This is a genomic window from Actinophytocola sp. (assembly GCF_045807065.1).
In the GTDB taxonomy this organism is placed as follows: Bacteria; Actinomycetota; Actinomycetes; order Mycobacteriales; family Pseudonocardiaceae; genus Actinophytocola.
The window spans coordinates 24582-40557 of sequence record NZ_JBJMIE010000435.1; the positions used below are offsets into that span (position 1 = coordinate 24582).

Below are 15976 nucleotides of genomic sequence, written 5' to 3' on the forward strand. Positions count from 1 at the left end.
ACACCAGCGGCCAGTCGCCCGAACCTATCCCAATTGTGCAAAACAGACTCCAACGTTGACACTTGTCTGTCAGCCGACCTGCGCAGCTCGGCGTAGCCAAAATTCCGGTTGTGATCCTTGAGGGCTTGAATCCGCAGTCGCGCGGGCATCGGACCGTGTCACCCGACTGGTGGCTGTCGTGCACACCGGTGGGTTCGTGTACTGGTGGGGCTGACGTTGCGTCCGACAGTGAGTGGCCTCGCCGCACCCTGAGCATGGTGACGTGCATGCGCCTCCCCGGCGAGGTCGAACTGGTTGTGACCGCTCCAGCAAAATCGACTACTTGCTGTTGGTATCTTACGGTGGCTACGGTTGTTACACCGGATGGTGGACTTCGCGACCGCAAATGGTCGGCCAGGTGAACCTTGGATGCACCTGATCAAGGGTTGCCGACGCTGTCAGCGCACTGATTTGCGCTCGCAGTCATTGGAGCCCTCGGAGCGGAGGGCTGCTCGTTGGTGCCCGTCACCTGGATGTTTACGGTAGTTGTTGAGCTAACTTCGAGTGGGCACGTCATATCGGTAAGCGATGGGAGTCAACCGCGTCCGTTCAATCGACCACGGGTGCACCACCGATAGCTCTCCAGACGACGCTGTCGGCGGATCTATCTCGCGATCTAACCGGATGGAGCTGACGACGATGAGCATCGTGTGTGGGTGCTCGCGCTCGTGTAGCTCGACCTCTCCTTGCGTCAAGATGACCTCGTTGCCGGTTGACGTCGTACCCTTGACCTCGACAAACAGTTGCTCGTCACGTCGTGTCGCATGCAGGTCGTAGGGTCTGGTCGCGCCCACGTCTTTGACATCGAAACCAATCGAGACGAGGTAGTCGCGTGCGACCTTGACGGCTCTCTTCTCGATGGCTAATCGTTCGCTTACGCTCAGGCGGAAGCCCTGCCCCGATGTTCGACGGTTCGCGGTGGGATCGGCGGCGATCATGACGTCTGCGACTTCGGGTGCGAGTTCGCCGGGTTGAGCAAGGTTCCCATCGACCTCTACGTAGAGTTGGCTGAGGACTGAGACGAGGAAGCTCAGATCCAGTTCTAGAGTCTCTTCTGGCGGGATGGCGTCCCGCTCGTACGCGAGAGCGGCGACAGCGCCCGCTTCGTAGCTGGCGCCGAGCGGTGACCTCCGGGCACCAAGGCGGATCGCCTCGACGAGATCTGATCTCGGCGTGAGATGTGTAGCGAGCAAGTCGCGGGCCCATTCAACGCGCGTACGTAGTTCCTGAGCTGGCCGAGGCTTGTACTCGCCGTTGACCCAGCGTGTCGTACCTTGCATGAGGGTCAAGTAGACGCAGTCTCCGGAAGCGCTGAAAAGGTAAACCAGGTACCAACCCTCAGTCGCTGACCGACTTCGGCTGGCGGAATAGACGCGCACCCACGGGATCTCGCTCTTGAGGCCGGTGGCATCCCGAGCTTCAACCTTCAGATCCTGGATGGTTTCCAGAACCTCCGTCGCGAGCACCGGAAGGCGCGATCGAAGCCATGTAGCGATCTCGCCTCGAATCAGCTGGCCACGTTTCTCCATAGCGGGAGAGTTCCGCGGGTTCCACTCAGGCTGAAGTTGGAGAACCTCCCGTAGCGCCGCTCTCATGTGCGCAATGTAGGGGGCGGCTCTGTCCAGGTAAACCCAAAGTTGTCGGTTCGTGAGCTGCGGCGTGACAGGTTGGGTGCGTATCGATTCGGAGATCGACGTGGCTCGCGCAATCAACGTGAGCCTGCAGCCGTAAGCTTGGTGCGTGACAGAACAGTTGACGGTGGCAGTCGGACGGCGAGCCGCACGGGCGATCTTGATCGACGATCTTGGTCGGCTTGTGTTGATCAAGCGGACCAAGCCGGGGCAGACGCCGTACTGGACTGCGCCGGGGGGCGGTGTGGAGGACACTGACACCTCGGTCGAGGCGGCGCTGTACCGGGAGCTGATGGAGGAGCTTGGTGCCGAGGCTGTGGATGCCGTCCAGGTGTTCCTGTTCAGCTCGCCGTCGGACGCCGGGGTCGCGGTGCAGCACTTCTTTGTGGCGCGGCTGACCAGCCTGGATGAGTCGGCCCGGAACGGCCCTGAGTTCAATGATCCGTCGCGGGGCGGTTACGACCTGGACCGGGTTGAACTGCTCGGGGACGAGCTGGCGTCGATTGACTTGAAGCCGACCGCGCTGAAGGTGTTCATCCTTGCCAACCGGGAAGCGCTGCTGGTCGAGGCAGGTGCAGCCGTCTGATCTGGGGCTAGGTACCCCACCGCAGGTAGACGGGGGTAGCACGGCCGGGCAGTGAACGCAGGGCGACATGATCGATGCCTAGAGTGTCGCGCAGGGCGGCTGTTTCCCCTGGCCATTTGGCGTGGGCGAGTTCGTCGAAGGCCAGCACGCTGCCTTTGGTGACGTACGGCTGGATCGCCTGGAGCGTGTCGCGGGTCGGCTCGTACAGGTCGAGGTCGAAGTAGGCCAGCGCGATGACGGTGTGTGGGTTGTCCGCGAGGTAGTGCGGGAGCGTTTCGCGCACGTCGCCCTGGATGACGAGGGTCCGGCGGATGTGGCCGAGGTGTTCGCCTTGCTCGTGGGAGTCGAGCACTTCGCGCAGGTGACGTGGGTAGTCGTCGGTGAGTGCGAACCGGCCGGTGACGGCGCCTGGACTGGTGGTGTCGATGTCGCTCACATCGGGGAAGCCGGTGAAGGTGTCGAAGCCGACGATTCGGCGATGCGGGTTGTACGGCTCGTATACGCCACGCAGAGCCGTGAGGGAGGCAAGGTGGCGTCCACGGTGCACGCCGAACTCCATGATCACGCCCGGGATGTCGAGGATCATGCGGTAGAGCGCGTCGAGGGAGAGCAGATCGGTGAGTGGCTGTCGGCGCAGGTAGAGCGCCAGGTTGTCGACCAGCTCTTCGGGTGGGATGGGTGTGGTGGCCAGTAGGCGGGCCAGTCGGTGGCGGACGGCTCGCTCGTGGTCCGACTCGTGTGGCAAGGTCCGCTCGTCGGTCTGGTCGTTGGTCACTGGGGCTCCCTGGGTGGTGCCGGCCACAGGTGAGTGGGGCCAAGGTGGAAGCCCTTGGCGTACCGGAAGATTTCGGCGGGGTGCCGGTAGCCCTGACGTAGGGCGGAGACGGCGCCGATGAGCAGGCGGTGGGACACGATCAGCACTGGGCCGTGTTCGGTGGCGAGGTCGTTGGCGACGGTGGTGGCTTCTGCAGCGCGTTCGGCGAAGGCGCGGAGGCTTTCGCCGCCGGGTAGCGCGCTGTCTGTGTCGCGTTCGCGCTGTTCTCGCCAGGTGAGGTAGTCGGGTGGGTACTGGCCGGGAGCGCGGCCGAGGACGCAGTACGGGGCCTGCCACTCGGCAAACGCGTCGATCGGGCCAGCGAGGGAGGCACCGAGTGCGTCGGCGGCGACGACCGCGGTTTGTCTGGCCCGGCGTAGCGGGCTGGACGTGATGAGCGCCGGTTGCCAGCCGTGTTCGCGCAGTTCCCAGGCGGCCAGCTCGGCTTCGACGGTGCCCGTGACGGTGAGCGGGCTGCCGGCGCGGGCGTGGGCTCCGGGACGGCTGAAGCCGTCGTGGCAGGTGCCGTGTCGCATCCAGAGAGCGGCGACGGTCATGCCATGCACCAGCTGCCGTCGACGGTGAGGCACTGGCCAGTGATGAAGCCCGCGTCAGGGCCGGCGAGGAAGCCGACGGCGGCGGCGATGTCGTCCGGCAGGCCGCGGCGTTTGATGCACTGCCGGTCGAGCTGTCGCACGACCATCGCGGCGTGGTCTGGGACAACGGCCTGCTCGGCCGGTACTTCGATGGAGCCCGCGCGAACGCAGTTGATCGTGACGCCGTGCGGGCCGAGTTCTCGGGCCAGGGCGCGGACGAGTCCTTCCAGGCCGCTCTTGGCCGCGATGTAGGCCGCGAGGTCCACGCGGCCGAGTTGGGTGAGCACCGAGGACACGGCGACGATGCGGCCCCGCCCGCGCCGGGTGAGCGCCGGAGTGACGAGCTGGACACAGGCGGCGTGCGTGAGCAGGTTGATCTCGATCTGCTGGCGGAAGGTGTCGAGGTCGAGCGCCTTCCAGGGATACGCGGGTAGGCGCCGGCGTTGGACACGAAGACTTCCAGCCGGTCGGTGGCGTGCTCGAGTTCGTGGGCGAGCGCGTCGATCGTCCGGGGGACGGTGAGGTCACCGGTGACGGTCGTCGTGGCCGCGCCGCGTTGTTCGACCGTGGCGAGCACGTTGTGCAGGTCCGGGTCGTCATGGAGGTGAGTGAGGATCAGGTCGTAGTGGTCGGCGAGGCGCGCGGCGATGGCCGCGCCGATGCCGGAGCCAGCTCCAGTTATGAGGGCGACGGGACGGGGCACGATCAGTTGATCTCCGTTCGGGAGGGTGTGAGCGCGAGGAAGTCCGGCAGCGCCGTGGACGGATCGAGCGCTTGCGCCAGCAGCGCCAGGGACAGCGCCGTGTCACGTGGTTCGAGGTCGGCGAGGTGGTAGACGGCGAGGAGCCGCATCACCAGGTAGGGGGGCAGCCAGTCCATGACGTCGTCGATGCCCAGTTGCCGAGCGATGGGCTGGACGATCTCGTGGAGGTACCGGTGTAGGACGTGCCGGCGGGCCGAGCTGGGGGTGTGCGAGTAGTCGATGGTGAGCGAGGAGCCGGTGTGTTGCATGTGGACGAGCGGCTCGGGGTGGCAGGGGGCGCTGAGCGCGGATGGGTGATCGCGGAACGCGGCTCGGTTGTGGTGCGGGGTGAGCCAGGCGCCGTGGAGGCGTTGGTAGAGCAGGAAACACGCGAATTCGCCGGGTAGTGCGTTGAGTCCGCCGGTGTCGTAGTCGAACCACACCGGACCACCAGCTGGCGACCAGCCGATGTGCCGATCTCGCATCGGACAACAACCCCGGTAATGGTCCCGGCAATAATCCTGGTGACGACCCCGGCAATCATCCCCGCAAAGAGTCCGGTACTGGTTCCGGTCCTGGTCCTGGTAATCGCCGGAATAGTGGCGACGTGGACGATTTTGTTATTCCATCGCCCCGTCCGGCATCGGATGACGACATCGCCAGCCTGCCGGCCAGTCCACCGCAGACCTCTCAGCAGAACCCTTGGGAGAACACGGAGAAGTCGCAGAAGAGGTCGCAGGAAACCGGTTCGGATGACCCGGTGTGGTGGTATGATCAACCGCGCAAACGCGGTGCTGATCGCCGCTACTGGGGAGAAGTTGAATGGATCGGCGGGCCGGAAGCCGACCGATTACGCGACAAGCTGACCGAGATTGTTCGCGATTTGCTCGACTGGGCCCACGGCCCACGGCGAACGACTGAAATCCGAGACGGATTCGGCTACTGATTCTGGTGAGGATGGTGATACCGATGACACACCCTCATGACCCACGCAACCCGCGTGACCCACGGGCTGATCCGCCGCCGCCCGCGTTGCGGCGGGGGCCGTTACCCAGGCCGGCGGTCCCGGAGACGGGTCCGTCGGGGTTGTCCGACTATGCCGTGTCGCCGTTGGGGATGCGCGGTGCGGTGCTGGGTCAGTTGTTGGCTGGCGAGGTGCGGGTGGCGGTGTTGTGCCGCACCTCCACCGAGGACTTACAGGATCCGCGGCAGTCGGTGTTGCGGCAGGTCCACAACGTCAAGGACGCGTTGCCGAAGGCGTGGATGATCGTCGCCTACTTCTACGACGTCGAGTCCGGCCGCATGGAACTGGACCAACGAGGCCGCAAGACCGGCTACGACCGGTTCAACATCCCCATCCCGCGCGATGGCGGGATCGGTGACCTGCTGGCCGAGGCCGCGCAGCCGAAGCGGCGGTTCGACGTGGTCATCTGCGAAAGCATCTCCCGCGTCGCCCGCCGAGCCTTCGAAGGCTTGTCGATCGAGCGGGACCTGGAACGCTCGGACGTGCCGTTGTTCGCCGCGAACGAGCCCATCACCCTGGACGGGTCACAGGCGCAGCGGATCCTGCTGCGGGGGATCAACCGGTCGGTGGCCGAGTACGAGGCGGTCAACACCGGCGAACAGTCCTGGGGCGGGCTCTGCGCGCACACCCGGGACGGGTTCAACATCGGCAAACCCCCGCACGGCTACAAGGCCAAGGTCTACCGGCACCCCAACTCGGTGAAGGCCGCCAAGGGCCACACCAAGTCCCGGCTGGAACCCGACGGGGCGCGGGGGGAGACGGTTACGCAGATCGCGTTGTGGCGCTACCACGAGAACCTCGGCTACGGCACCATCGCCGAACGGCTCAACCAGGACCTCACCAAGTACCCGCCGCCGGTGCCGCCTGGCAAGACGAGGGCGCGGGGTGCGTGGAGCAAGACCAGCGTGTACGAGATCCTGAAGAACCCGAAGTACACCGGCTACATGGTCTACAACAAACGCGCCACACGCTCCCGCAAGGGCAAGGTCAACGACCCGATGCTGTGGGTGTGGTCCGCCGAGCCGGTGCAGGAGCCGTTGATCCCGAAGTGGATGTACGACGAACTCGCCGCCCGCCGCGCAGCCAAGCGTGGTTCCCGGGACGGGAACGCCCCGAACACCCATCCCAAGACCCGCCGCACCTATGTGTTGCGGGGGATGGTGTTCCACTCGTGTGACCGGCGGATGTATGGCAACCACCGCCACGGCAGCCAGTACTACATGTGCAACCCCGCGTCCAACAACCGCGGGAGGCCGGACAAGCACGCCGGGCACGAGAAAGCCGCCTACATCCGAGAGGACGAGATCCTCGGCGCGGTCTCGGCGTTCTACATCGACCGCGCGTTCGGCCCGCACCGGCGAGAGCTGTTCGCGGCCGGTCTCGCCAGCACCGACGACCGCGAGACGAGAGAACGAGAGGCCGAACGAGAGCGGCTCCAACGCACTCTCGCTGACCTCTCTCGCCGGCAGGACAACGTCATGCGCCAAGCCCAGGACTGCGCACCCGACGACCCCTTCGGCCAAGGGCTCCGCGAGACCTACAACACTCTCGAAAATGAACGACGGACCGCTCTCGCAGCAGTCGCCGAGCAAGCCGAACCCACTCGGTCGAGCGCTGAGGACGTCGACCTGCTGGACGCGCTGCCTTACCTGACGCTCAACCTCACCGAGGCGCCCGAGAAGCTCCTCCGGGGCCTGTTCGAGATCACCAACCTCACCGTGCGCTTGCACGAGGACAGCGACGACGCCACCATCACCATCAGGCTCCCCGCAACGGAGCTACCCACCATTGCCGAAGCGGCAGAAAGGATCACCAACACCATGAACACCGCACAAGAAACACCTGCTCAAGCAGCAGACGCATCTCGTGCGGATGCTGTACGTGCCCCCGGCAGGATTCGAACCTGCGACCTGCCGCTTAGGAGGCGGACGCTCTATCCCCTGAGCTACGAGGGCGCTCCAGACAGCCTAGCGGCCGACGCCAGCTGACGTTCACCGTATCCCGGAGAACGCGGCCTGGTGGTCGGTGGCCCACTGCTCGAACGACCGCGCCGGGCGGCCCAGGATGCCGCTGACATGCTCGGTCACGTACGCGGCGCCGCCCGCGCGGGCCCAACCGACGCCGGTCGTGACCTGGGCGATCGCCTCCGTGGACATGCCGGCAGCCGCGAGTTGGGTCGCAGCGTCCACGGTCACCGTCTTGACCGGGCGGTTCAGCACTCGTTCCAGGATTGCCGCCTGGTCGGCGAAGGTGACCAGTTCAGGGCCGGTCAGGTCGTACCGCCGCCCGTTGTGTGCGTCGTCGAGCAGTGCCTCGACCGCGACCGCGGACACGTCGCGCGGGTCGACTACCGCCTGCCTTGCCGGGCCCAGCATGTCGGGGATCGGCTCGTTCGCGTCGATCAGGGGGCGGTAGGCCAGGAAGTTCGACGCGAAGCCGCACGGGCGGAGCATCGTCCACGCGAGGCCGCTGTCCACGATGGCCTGCTCGGCGGCCAGGTGCGCGGCGCCGAGGACCGCTCCTTCGAACTGTTCGCCGGTGCCGATCGCGGACAGTTTCACGATCTTGGTGACGCCTGCCTCGCCGGCCGCGTCGAGTAGTGCGAGGTCGTGGGCCGGCGACGGGGTCGGCGGCGCGGTAACCAGGAAGACCGTGTCGACCTCCGCGAGTGCGGTGGCCAGCGATGCCGGATCGGTGAAGTCCGCCCGGACGGCGTTCGGCAGGTCGACGGGGTTGCGGGACATGGCGCGGAACGGCACGCCGCGCTCGGTGAGCAACTGGACGACGCCGCTGCCGATGGTGCCCGTGGCACCGGTGACGAGGATCATGAAGCGCACTGTTGCAGCGGCACGCCCACGCGCTATAGGAAGTTTCGGCACAGCCGGTTGTCGGTGGGCGCGACTACTGTTTGCCGCATGGGCTCGCTCGTGGTGCCGGACGCACTACGCCCCTGGGTGGCAGGGATCGACGTGACCGCCGCGGTCGGCGCGGCGGTCGTCGACATGCCCGACCACGCGACCACTCTCGTCGTGCGGTCGGACCGCGAGGTCGTCGCGATGGGGCCGCGTACCCGGGCGGCGTACCACCACAGCGAGCCAGGACCGTCGTGCCTGCGCATCCGCCTGCGGCCGGGACGTGCGCGTGACTTGCTCGGCCGCTCGGTACGCGACCTGGCCGACCGTGCCGTGCCGATCCGTGAGCTGCCCGGGTTGGATCTCGGCCGGCTCGCGGACGACCCGGTCGGGGCACTCTCCGCGGCGCTCGCGGGCCGGGCGGTCGGAAACGACCTCGTCGCGGCGGCCGCGGAGTTGCTGGCGGGTGCGACCGTCGCGGGCACGGCGGCGCGATTACACGTCAGCGAACGGCGGCTGCGGACGCTGTTCGCCGACGGCGTAGGCCTCTCGCCCAAGCACTTCGCGCGGATCGGGCGGGTCCGGCGAGTGCTCGCGACCGCTCCCGACCTGCGGTGGGCGGACATCGCCGCGGTCGCCGGGTACTACGACCAGTCGCACATGACGGCCGAGTTCCGGCACCTCATGGGGGTTCCGCCGGCGGCCTACGCGGCAGGCCGGCGGCCGGCGGCCCGGCCCTGCGGCTGACATTTCCCCAGCTCACCGACCCTTCCGACCCCAACTTGACATATTTAACGCAAGCGTTAATATTTATCACTGTGCGAACCGAAGTGGACGAGGTACTGGTGGCACTCGCCGACCCCGTTCGGCGGCAGGTGGTCGACGAGCTACGGCAGGGGCCGAAGCGGGCGGGTGAACTGGCCGACTCCGCGGGAATGAGCTTTCCCGCGATCAGTCGCCACCTTCGGGTGCTACGTGCCTCCAGGCTGGTGGAGGTCCGGGCGCTCGACGAGGACGCGCGAGTGCGCGTCTACCAACTGAGGGCGGAGCCGTTCCTGGCGCTGCGTGCCTGGCTCGACCAGGTCGAGGCGTTCTGGACCGAACAACTCGACGCCTTCTCCGACTACGCGAACAAGAGGAAACAGAATGACCGAGGCCCACGTGACGGTCGAGGTGGAGGTTGATCCCGCCACCGCGTTCGACCTGTTCACCAGGGACATCGCCGCATGGTGGCGGGCGGACCGCTCGCTCTGGGGCGACAGCGAAGGCGAACTGCGCTTCGAGGACGGGCGGCTCATGCAGGGCAGCGCCGAGATCGGGCGGGTGTCGGCGTGGGAACCGGGACCCAGGCTCGCGTTCAGCTACGGCCCACCCGGTGTCGACCCCGCCGAGCGTACCGAGGTCGACGTGCGGTTCGAGGCCATCCGCGGCGGCACCCGCGTCGTCGTGCGGCACGGCGGCTGGGAGAAGGCCAACTGGTCGGGGCTTTTAGCCGGCTTCGCCCGGCACTCACTGGAACGGATGCTGCTGGCCCGGCTGGGGGACTTCCTCGACGCAATCGGAAACGGGGAGGTCGAGTTCTTCGAACGAAACCTGACCGACGAGGCGATGCTGATCTTTCCGGGTGAGCGCAACACGTACACGAAGGCGCAGTGCGTGGCCGCGATGGCCGGGCACCCCGTCTACCACAAGTACGACCTGGCCGATCCGCACATTGTCCATATCGGAGAAGCGACGGCGGTGTTCACGCACCACGCGACGCTGATGCACGAACAAGACGAGCGACCGCGGTCGGTCATGGTGTCGACGGTGCTCGTGCACCGCGACGGCGCCTGGCGCCTGGCGCTCCACCAGTGGACCGAGTAACGAGGAGAACAGCATGTACTACGCAATCCACACACCGGACCTGGCGCGTGCCAGGGCTTTTTACACGTCGGTGTTCGGCTGGACCTACCGTTCCGACGACCACATCGAGGGCAGTTCCCCTGCTGGAGGCCTCGGTGTGGGGCCACCGAGAATCGACCTGTACTTCGAGGTGCCGGACATCGCCGCGACCGTCGCCAGGCTGCGTGAGTTGGGTGGTGTCGCGCCGGACCCGGTGCGGTCGAAGTCGGGGTGGAGCTGTCTGGCCGAAGATGGCGTTCTCGGGCTGTGGCAACCGGCTGACGGGTACGCGGAGAGCAGCCCGAAATGTGCGGAAGGCGACCTCTTCTACTACGTCGTCCCGGTCGCCGACGAGAAGGTCAAGGCGCGGTACGTGGCCGCGTTCGGTTGGGAGTTGTCGGCCGGCTCGCATCCGAACGGATGGAACATCGAGAACTCGGTGCCGCCGGGTGGGTTGTTCGTCGATCACGCGGGGCCGCCTGACCTGTACTTCCGGGTGGCCGACGTCGACGAGGCCGCGGTACGCGTCCGGGAAGCCGGCGGCACCGCGGGTGAGAGGCAACCCAACTCGGCCGGATGGCACGCCGTGTGCACCGATGATCAGGAAGTGAGGTTCAGCATCGGTTCGTTGAGGCAGAACTGACCTGCACTAGGGTTCCTCCTACGTCTGGCATGAGAGGAATCCACGGTGGGCGAGGGGCGACTGGAGATCGATCACATCTCCAAGCGGTACGGCGACGTGGTTGCTCTGCGGGACACCACATTCGATGTACGCGCTGGCGAGCTGTTCGGTTTCGTCGGAAGCAATGGCGCCGGCAAGACGACCACGATGCGCATCGCGCTCGGTGTGTTGGCGGCGGACTCGGGTGAGGTGCGTTGGGACGGTGAGCGGATCACGCTGGAGACCCGTCGGCTCATCGGGTACATGCCGGAGGAACGTGGCCTGTACCCGAAGATGAAGGTCGGCGAACAGCTGATCTATCTGGCGCGCATGCACGGGTTGTCGCCGAGGGATGCCAAGCAGTCGATGGAGGACTGGACCGAACGCCTGGGGGTCGCGCACCGGCAGGGTGACGACGTCCAGAACCTGAGCCTCGGCAACCAGCAGCGGGTCCAGCTCGCGGCCGCGTTGGTGCACCACCCGACCATCCTCGTGCTGGACGAGCCCTTCTCGGGGCTCGACCCGATCGCGGTCGACGTGATGAGCAAGGTGCTGCTCGACAAGGCGGCCGAGGGCATCCCGGTGGTGTTCTCGAGCCACCAGCTCGAGCTTGTCGAGCGGCTCTGCCACCGTGTCGGGATCATCCGGAATGGACAGATGGTCGCGATCGGCGAGGTCGACGAGCTGCGCTCGGGCGGTGCGGTCGAACTGGTCGTGGTGGCGCCGAACGCCGACAACGGCTGGGCCTCCGGCCTGCCCGGGGTGACGGTCCGAGAGCAGGAAGGTAGCCGCACGGTGCTGGAACTCGGTGCCGACGCCGACGACCAGGCGGTACTGCACGCGGCGCTGGCCACCGGTCCGGTGACCGAGTTCAGCAGGCGCCGGCCATCACTGACCGAGCTGTACCGCGAGGTCGTGACGCAGGACACCGACGAGGAGTCCGCATGACCATGGCTCGACCCACGCTGTCGCGTAGGGAGATGAGCACGCGGGGCGTGCCGGGTGGAGTGAGGGCCTTGTGCGCTGAGCGAGGCGGGAAAGGTGGCACGGCATGACCAACGCGGATGTTCGGTTCGGGTCGTGGGAGGCGGTGCGGCTCGTCGCGTCGCGCGAGGTCACCACGAAGATGCGTTCCAAGGCGTTCATCATCACCACGGTGGCGACGCTCGTGCTGCTCGTGGGCTTCGCGCTGGTGATGAAGGTCGTCGGTGGTGGTTCCGACGCGACGATCGGTGTCACGTCGCAGACCGGGGCGCTCGCCGAACCGCTCAAGGCGACCGCCAGCCGGATCGGCCAGAGCGTCGACGTGAAGACCGTCGACGAGAAGGCCGGCAGGGACCAGGTCGCCGACGGTTCGATGGACGCGCTGGTGATCGGTGACGCCACGAACGGCAAGCTCCGGGTTGTCGTCAAGAAGGACCTCGACGACAACCTGCGAAACGCGCTGAACGTGCTCGCCGGGCAGCTCACGCTCAACAAGGAGATCGCGGACCTGGGTGGGGACCCCGCCCAGGTGCAGTCCTCGGTCGCGAGCGCGTCCGTCGACGTGGAGCCGCTGGAGAAGCCGTACCCATACCAGTCGGGGCAGCTGGTGCTCGGCATCGTCGCCGGGATCCTGATCTACATGTCGTTGCTGCTGAACGGGCAGATGGTGGCCCAGGGGGTGGTCGAGGAGAAGTCGAGCCGGGTGGTGGAGCTGCTGCTGTCCACGATCCGGCCCTGGCAGCTCATGGCGGGCAAGGTGCTCGGCATCGGGTTCGTCGGGTTCGTGCAGATGGTGGTGGTCGGCGGGGTCGGCCTCATCGCCGCGCTCGGGTTGGACGTGCTGTCGATCTCGACGTCGGCGGCGGTGGGCACGGTGGTCTGGCTGGTCGTCTGGTACCTGCTCGGCTTCATCATGTACTCGCTGGTGTTCGCCGCGCTGGCGGCGCTGGTGTCCCGCCAGGAGGACGTCGGCGGCGTCATCACGCCCGCGTTGATGTTCGTCATCGTCGGCTACATCATCGGCATCTCGGTGCTGCCGTCCGATCCGGGCAACACGCTGGCCGAGGTCCTGTCGGTGATCCCGGTGTTCGCGCCGACGTTGATGCCGATGCGTCTCGCGATGGGCGGGGTGCCCGTGTGGGAGGCGATCCTCTCGGTCGGGCTCGTGCTGGCGCTGATACCGGCGCTGGTGTGGCTGTCGGGGCGCATCTACGCCAACGCGGTCATGCGCAGTGGAGCCCGGGTCAAGCTGAAGGACGCCCTGAATCTCGCATAACCGCTGGTCACTCACGGCAACGAGGTACGATCTGAACGTCAAGTAGACCCGCCATGACCGCCCACTGTCGGGGAGGCGTTCGTGATAAAGGTGCTGCTCGCGGATGATGAGGACCTCGTCCGCTCAGGACTACGCACAATTCTGACCAGCGCTGGTGACATCGAGGTGGTTGCCGAGTGTGACGACGGCGTCCACGTCGCCGACCTCGCACGGCAGCACCGGCCGCACGTCGTGCTGCTCGACATCCGGATGCGTTCCGCGGACGGCATAGTCGCGCTGCGTAAGCTTCGCGCCCTGCCGGAGCCGCCGGTCGTGGCCATGCTCACCACGTTCGACGTCGACGAGTACGTCCAGGAGGCCTTGCGCATCGGCGCGAGCGGCTTCCTGTTGAAGGACACCGAGCCGGACGTACTGATCAGGGCGGTGCGCGACCTCGCACGCGGTGGGGCGGTGCTCGACCCGAAGGTCGCGGCGCGAGTCCTGCACGCCGTCGCGGACGGTGAGCGTGCCGCCGAGCCGGCACGCCGGCTGCTCGCCTCACTGTCCGATCGGGAACGTGAGGTCGTGGGGCTGATCGGGCAGGGGCTCTCCAACGCGGAGATCGGCGGCGCGCTGCACCTGTCGGAGGCCACGGTCAAGGGTTACGTCTCCGCGGTGCTCGGCAAGATCGGCGCCGTGAACCGGGTGCAGGCGGCGCTCGTGGCCTTCCGCGGCGGCTTGATCGCTTGACCTCCAGCATGCTTGAGGTTCGAGACTGGCCTCATGCGTGCTGTGGAAGTGACGAGGTTCGGCGGTCCTGAGGTTCTGGCACTCCGTGAGCTGCCGGATCCCGTGGCGGGTCCGGGACAACTGGTGGTCGACGTCGCGGCGGTGGACGTGCTGTTCGTCGACGCGCGCCTGCGCGCGGGTTGGGGAAAGGAGTGGTTCACGGTCGAACCGCCGTACGTGCCCGGCAACGGCGTCGCGGGCACGGTCCGTTCGGTGGGGCCCGATGTGGACAGTTCGTGGCTCGGCCGGCGAGTGCTCGCACGCACCGGCAAGAACAACGGGAGGACACCCGTCGGCGGGTACGCCGAGCAGGCAGTGGCAGAAGCCTTCGATGTGGAGCCCGTGCCGGACGGCCTGGGGCTGCCGGAGGCGCTGACTTTGCTGCACGACGGCCCGACCGTCGCACTCGCACTGCACTCCGCGAACGTCCTGCCGGGCGAACGGGTGCTGATCAACGCGGCGAGCGGCAGCCTGGGCACGCTGCTGGTGCCGATGCTGAAGGCCGCGGGCGCCGAGGTGGTCGGCGCCGCACGCGGCGGACACAAGCTCGACTTCATCCGCGAGTGGGGCGCGGACCACGCCGTCGACTACTCGACGCCCGACTGGACGGACGGAGTAGGCGAAGTAGACGTCGTGTTCGACGGCAGCGGTGGCGACATCGGCAGTGCCGCATACCAACTGGTGCGCCCCGGTGGCCGTTTCCTGGCATACGGATCGTCGGCGGGGGAGTTCCCGAAGACCGAGCCACCCCGCAAGGACGTGACGGTCGTCGGCATCCTCGACATGGGCAAGGGCTTGGACAAGCACGCAGCACTGACCGACATGCTGGCGAAGGCAGCGGCCGGTGAGATCACACCGCTCGTGGGACAGACCTTCCCACTCGAACAGGCAAGGGCCGCGCACGAGGCAATAGCGGCACGGCAGACCGTGGGCAAAACGCTACTGCTCCCATAACGGGACGACCTTTGCCGCCATAACGGGACGGCCTCCGACCCCAACCAGCCGAGTGGCGGACGCCGGCAACCCACGACCTCGGACCTGCCCCCGGAATCCGGCCTACGACGGCAACGACAATTCGCGGTCGTTAACCTACGCGAACGGACCGTTTAGTCGGAGATCGCTGGGTGGGGTGAGGGGCGGCCTCCGGCCCCCGGGATCCACGCTAGTGAGGGCCACCGACAATCCACGGTCGTTGGCCTGGACGAAAGGGCTGTTCGCTCGGGAATCGCTGGGAGGGGTGCGGAGGGGCGGCCTCCGGCCCCGGAATCCAGCTTAATGACGGCCTCCGACAATTCACGATCGTCGACCTGCACGAACGGGCCGTTCGATCGGAGATCGCTGGAAGGGGTGACGAGGGCGGCCTCCGGCCCCCCGGAATCCAGCCTAGCGACGGCCACCGACAATTCGCGGCCGTTGACTTACACGGACCGGCGCGGTGGGGGCGGAAGCATGACGCCGGTTGAGGTGGGCCTCAACCGGCGGGTCGTCAGTCGCGGTGGTGGCCCGGGGTCGGGCAGTAGTGCCACTTCGCGAGTGTTGTTGGTGCTTTCCAGCCCTGTCGGTCAGCGTTCCTCGCGGAACTCGACGTGTTGGCGGGCTACCGGGTCGAACTTGCGCAGGACCAGGCGGTCCGGGTCGCTGCGGCGATTCTTCCTGGTCACGTAGGTGTAGCCGGTGCCGGCTGTCGAGCGGAGTTTGACGATCGGGCGGACTTCGGTGCGTGCCATTCGGTCTCCATCTGCGTTCGGTGACCGCCGACTCGGTGCGTGTCGGGCGATCACGTACATCGTTGACAACGGTTTTCATGTCGGTTTATTCCATCAAGGTGAGGTGGAAGGGGAGGGCTTCCGGTCCGTCGAGCACTGGCGGGAGGCGCACGCCAGCTACTGGCGAGGCGCGGGTATGCCCCGGACGACGACACCACCGTCGTCTGCCTGTGGTTCCGGCTCCTACAGCTGCTTCGTCCCGTCCGGAGAGTCGCGCCACTGGGCGAACGGCTCGTTCAGGCGCCAGGCTCGGCCGTCGTGGTCCAGCACCCGGATCGCGCAGTGGGACGGGTTGGACAGGGACTCGAACAGGTCGATGCTCCACGAGAACATGCGCCGGCACAGCAACCGCA

The 15976-nt window shown here is 66.9% G+C and carries 17 protein-coding genes, 1 tRNA gene and 2 pseudogenes; 11 read left to right on the top strand and 9 right to left on the bottom strand.

The features are described 5' to 3' along the window. Positions 1-533: 533 nt before the first annotated feature. On the bottom strand, positions 534-1568 hold the full coding sequence (locus ACJ73U_RS25605; protein ID WP_407780255.1) for an MrcB family domain-containing protein: 1035 nt from the start codon (positions 1566-1568) through the stop codon (positions 534-536). 211 nt (positions 1569-1779) lie between these two features. Here ACJ73U_RS25605 and ACJ73U_RS25610 point away from each other — a divergent pair, with 211 nt between their 5' ends. Then, positions 1780-2256 carry an NUDIX domain-containing protein gene (locus ACJ73U_RS25610; protein ID WP_407780256.1) on the top strand — a complete coding sequence of 159 codons (477 nt, stop codon included), beginning with the start codon at positions 1780-1782 and terminating at the stop codon, positions 2254-2256. A gap of 7 nt (positions 2257-2263) precedes the next feature. Here the strand turns inward: ACJ73U_RS25610 and ACJ73U_RS25615 are convergent, their stop codons facing one another. From ACJ73U_RS25615 to ACJ73U_RS25635, 5 genes and pseudogenes are all read right to left on the bottom strand, one after another. After that, on the bottom strand, positions 2264-3031 hold the full coding sequence (locus tag ACJ73U_RS25615) for a TylF/MycF/NovP-related O-methyltransferase (RefSeq protein ID WP_407780270.1): 768 nt from the start codon (positions 3029-3031) through the stop codon (positions 2264-2266). Then, positions 3028-3627 carry a histidine phosphatase family protein gene (locus tag ACJ73U_RS25620; protein ID WP_407780257.1) on the bottom strand — a complete coding sequence of 200 codons (600 nt, stop codon included), beginning with the start codon at positions 3625-3627 and terminating at the stop codon, positions 3028-3030. Before ACJ73U_RS25620 ends, ACJ73U_RS25615 begins: the two co-directional genes overlap by 4 nt. Continuing rightward, positions 3624-4049 (bottom strand): SDR family NAD(P)-dependent oxidoreductase, encoded by a 426-nt coding sequence (locus tag ACJ73U_RS25625; protein ID WP_407780271.1) that lies wholly within the window; start codon positions 4047-4049, stop codon positions 3624-3626. Before ACJ73U_RS25625 ends, ACJ73U_RS25620 begins: the two co-directional genes overlap by 4 nt. Positions 4050-4144: 95 nt before the next feature. Continuing rightward, positions 4145-4369, bottom strand: a pseudogene (locus ACJ73U_RS25630) (SDR family NAD(P)-dependent oxidoreductase); the annotation flags it as partial. A 2-nt stretch (positions 4370-4371) separates the two neighbouring features. Continuing rightward, on the bottom strand, positions 4372-4893 hold the full coding sequence (locus ACJ73U_RS25635) for a hypothetical protein (RefSeq protein WP_407780258.1): 522 nt from the start codon (positions 4891-4893) through the stop codon (positions 4372-4374). A 122-nt stretch (positions 4894-5015) separates the two neighbouring features. Here ACJ73U_RS25635 and ACJ73U_RS25640 point away from each other — a divergent pair, with 122 nt between their 5' ends. Both ACJ73U_RS25640 and ACJ73U_RS25645 read left to right on the top strand, forming a co-directional pair. Next, positions 5016-5354 carry a hypothetical protein gene (locus ACJ73U_RS25640; protein ID WP_407780259.1) on the top strand — a complete coding sequence of 113 codons (339 nt, stop codon included), beginning with the start codon at positions 5016-5018 and terminating at the stop codon, positions 5352-5354. Between the two features lie 356 nt (positions 5355-5710). Beyond that, positions 5711-6502, top strand: a pseudogene (locus ACJ73U_RS25645) (recombinase family protein); the annotation flags it as partial. A gap of 812 nt (positions 6503-7314) precedes the next feature. Here ACJ73U_RS25645 and ACJ73U_RS25650 read toward each other — a convergent pair. Continuing rightward, positions 7315-7387, bottom strand: a tRNA-Arg gene (locus ACJ73U_RS25650). A gap of 36 nt (positions 7388-7423) precedes the next feature. Further along, positions 7424-8260, bottom strand: a complete 837-nt coding sequence (locus ACJ73U_RS25655) for an NAD(P)H-binding protein (protein ID WP_407780260.1) — start codon at positions 8258-8260, stop codon at positions 7424-7426. Positions 8261-8347: 87 nt separating this feature from the next. On the opposite strand from ACJ73U_RS25655, the gene ACJ73U_RS25660 reads away from it, so the two are divergent. The 8 genes from ACJ73U_RS25660 (at position 8348) to ACJ73U_RS25695 (ending at position 14811) form a co-directional block, all read left to right on the top strand. After that, on the top strand, positions 8348-9031 hold the full coding sequence (locus ACJ73U_RS25660; protein ID WP_407780261.1) for a helix-turn-helix domain-containing protein: 684 nt from the start codon (positions 8348-8350) through the stop codon (positions 9029-9031). A gap of 71 nt (positions 9032-9102) precedes the next feature. Next, positions 9103-9468, top strand: coding sequence for an ArsR/SmtB family transcription factor (locus ACJ73U_RS25665; RefSeq protein WP_407780262.1), 366 nt, complete (start codon positions 9103-9105; stop codon positions 9466-9468). Further along, positions 9431-10150 carry a DUF4440 domain-containing protein gene (locus ACJ73U_RS25670; protein ID WP_407780263.1) on the top strand — a complete coding sequence of 240 codons (720 nt, stop codon included), beginning with the start codon at positions 9431-9433 and terminating at the stop codon, positions 10148-10150. Before ACJ73U_RS25665 ends, ACJ73U_RS25670 begins: the two co-directional genes overlap by 38 nt. A gap of 13 nt (positions 10151-10163) precedes the next feature. After that, positions 10164-10811 (top strand): VOC family protein, encoded by a 648-nt coding sequence (locus tag ACJ73U_RS25675; RefSeq protein ID WP_407780264.1) that lies wholly within the window; start codon positions 10164-10166, stop codon positions 10809-10811. Between the two features lie 45 nt (positions 10812-10856). Continuing rightward, positions 10857-11777: an ABC transporter ATP-binding protein gene (locus ACJ73U_RS25680; RefSeq protein WP_407780265.1), complete on the top strand. Its 921-nt coding sequence runs from the start codon at positions 10857-10859 to the stop codon at positions 11775-11777. A gap of 103 nt (positions 11778-11880) precedes the next feature. Continuing rightward, a complete protein-coding gene (locus ACJ73U_RS25685) occupies positions 11881-13089 on the top strand; it encodes an ABC transporter permease (protein WP_407780266.1) in 1209 nt (402 codons plus the stop codon). An 81-nt stretch (positions 13090-13170) separates the two neighbouring features. Beyond that, a complete protein-coding gene (locus tag ACJ73U_RS25690; protein ID WP_407780267.1) occupies positions 13171-13818 on the top strand; it encodes a response regulator in 648 nt (215 codons plus the stop codon). Between the two features lie 33 nt (positions 13819-13851). Next, the gene (locus ACJ73U_RS25695) at positions 13852-14811 is read left to right on the top strand and encodes a zinc-binding dehydrogenase (protein WP_407780268.1); all 960 of its coding nucleotides are present in this window, start codon (positions 13852-13854) and stop codon (positions 14809-14811) included. A 608-nt stretch (positions 14812-15419) separates the two neighbouring features. On the opposite strand, the gene rpmG is transcribed toward ACJ73U_RS25695, so the two are convergent. Next, positions 15420-15584: a 50S ribosomal protein L33 gene (gene rpmG / locus ACJ73U_RS25700; RefSeq protein ID WP_407780269.1), complete on the bottom strand. Its 165-nt coding sequence runs from the start codon at positions 15582-15584 to the stop codon at positions 15420-15422. Between the last annotated feature and the right edge of the window lie 392 nt (positions 15585-15976).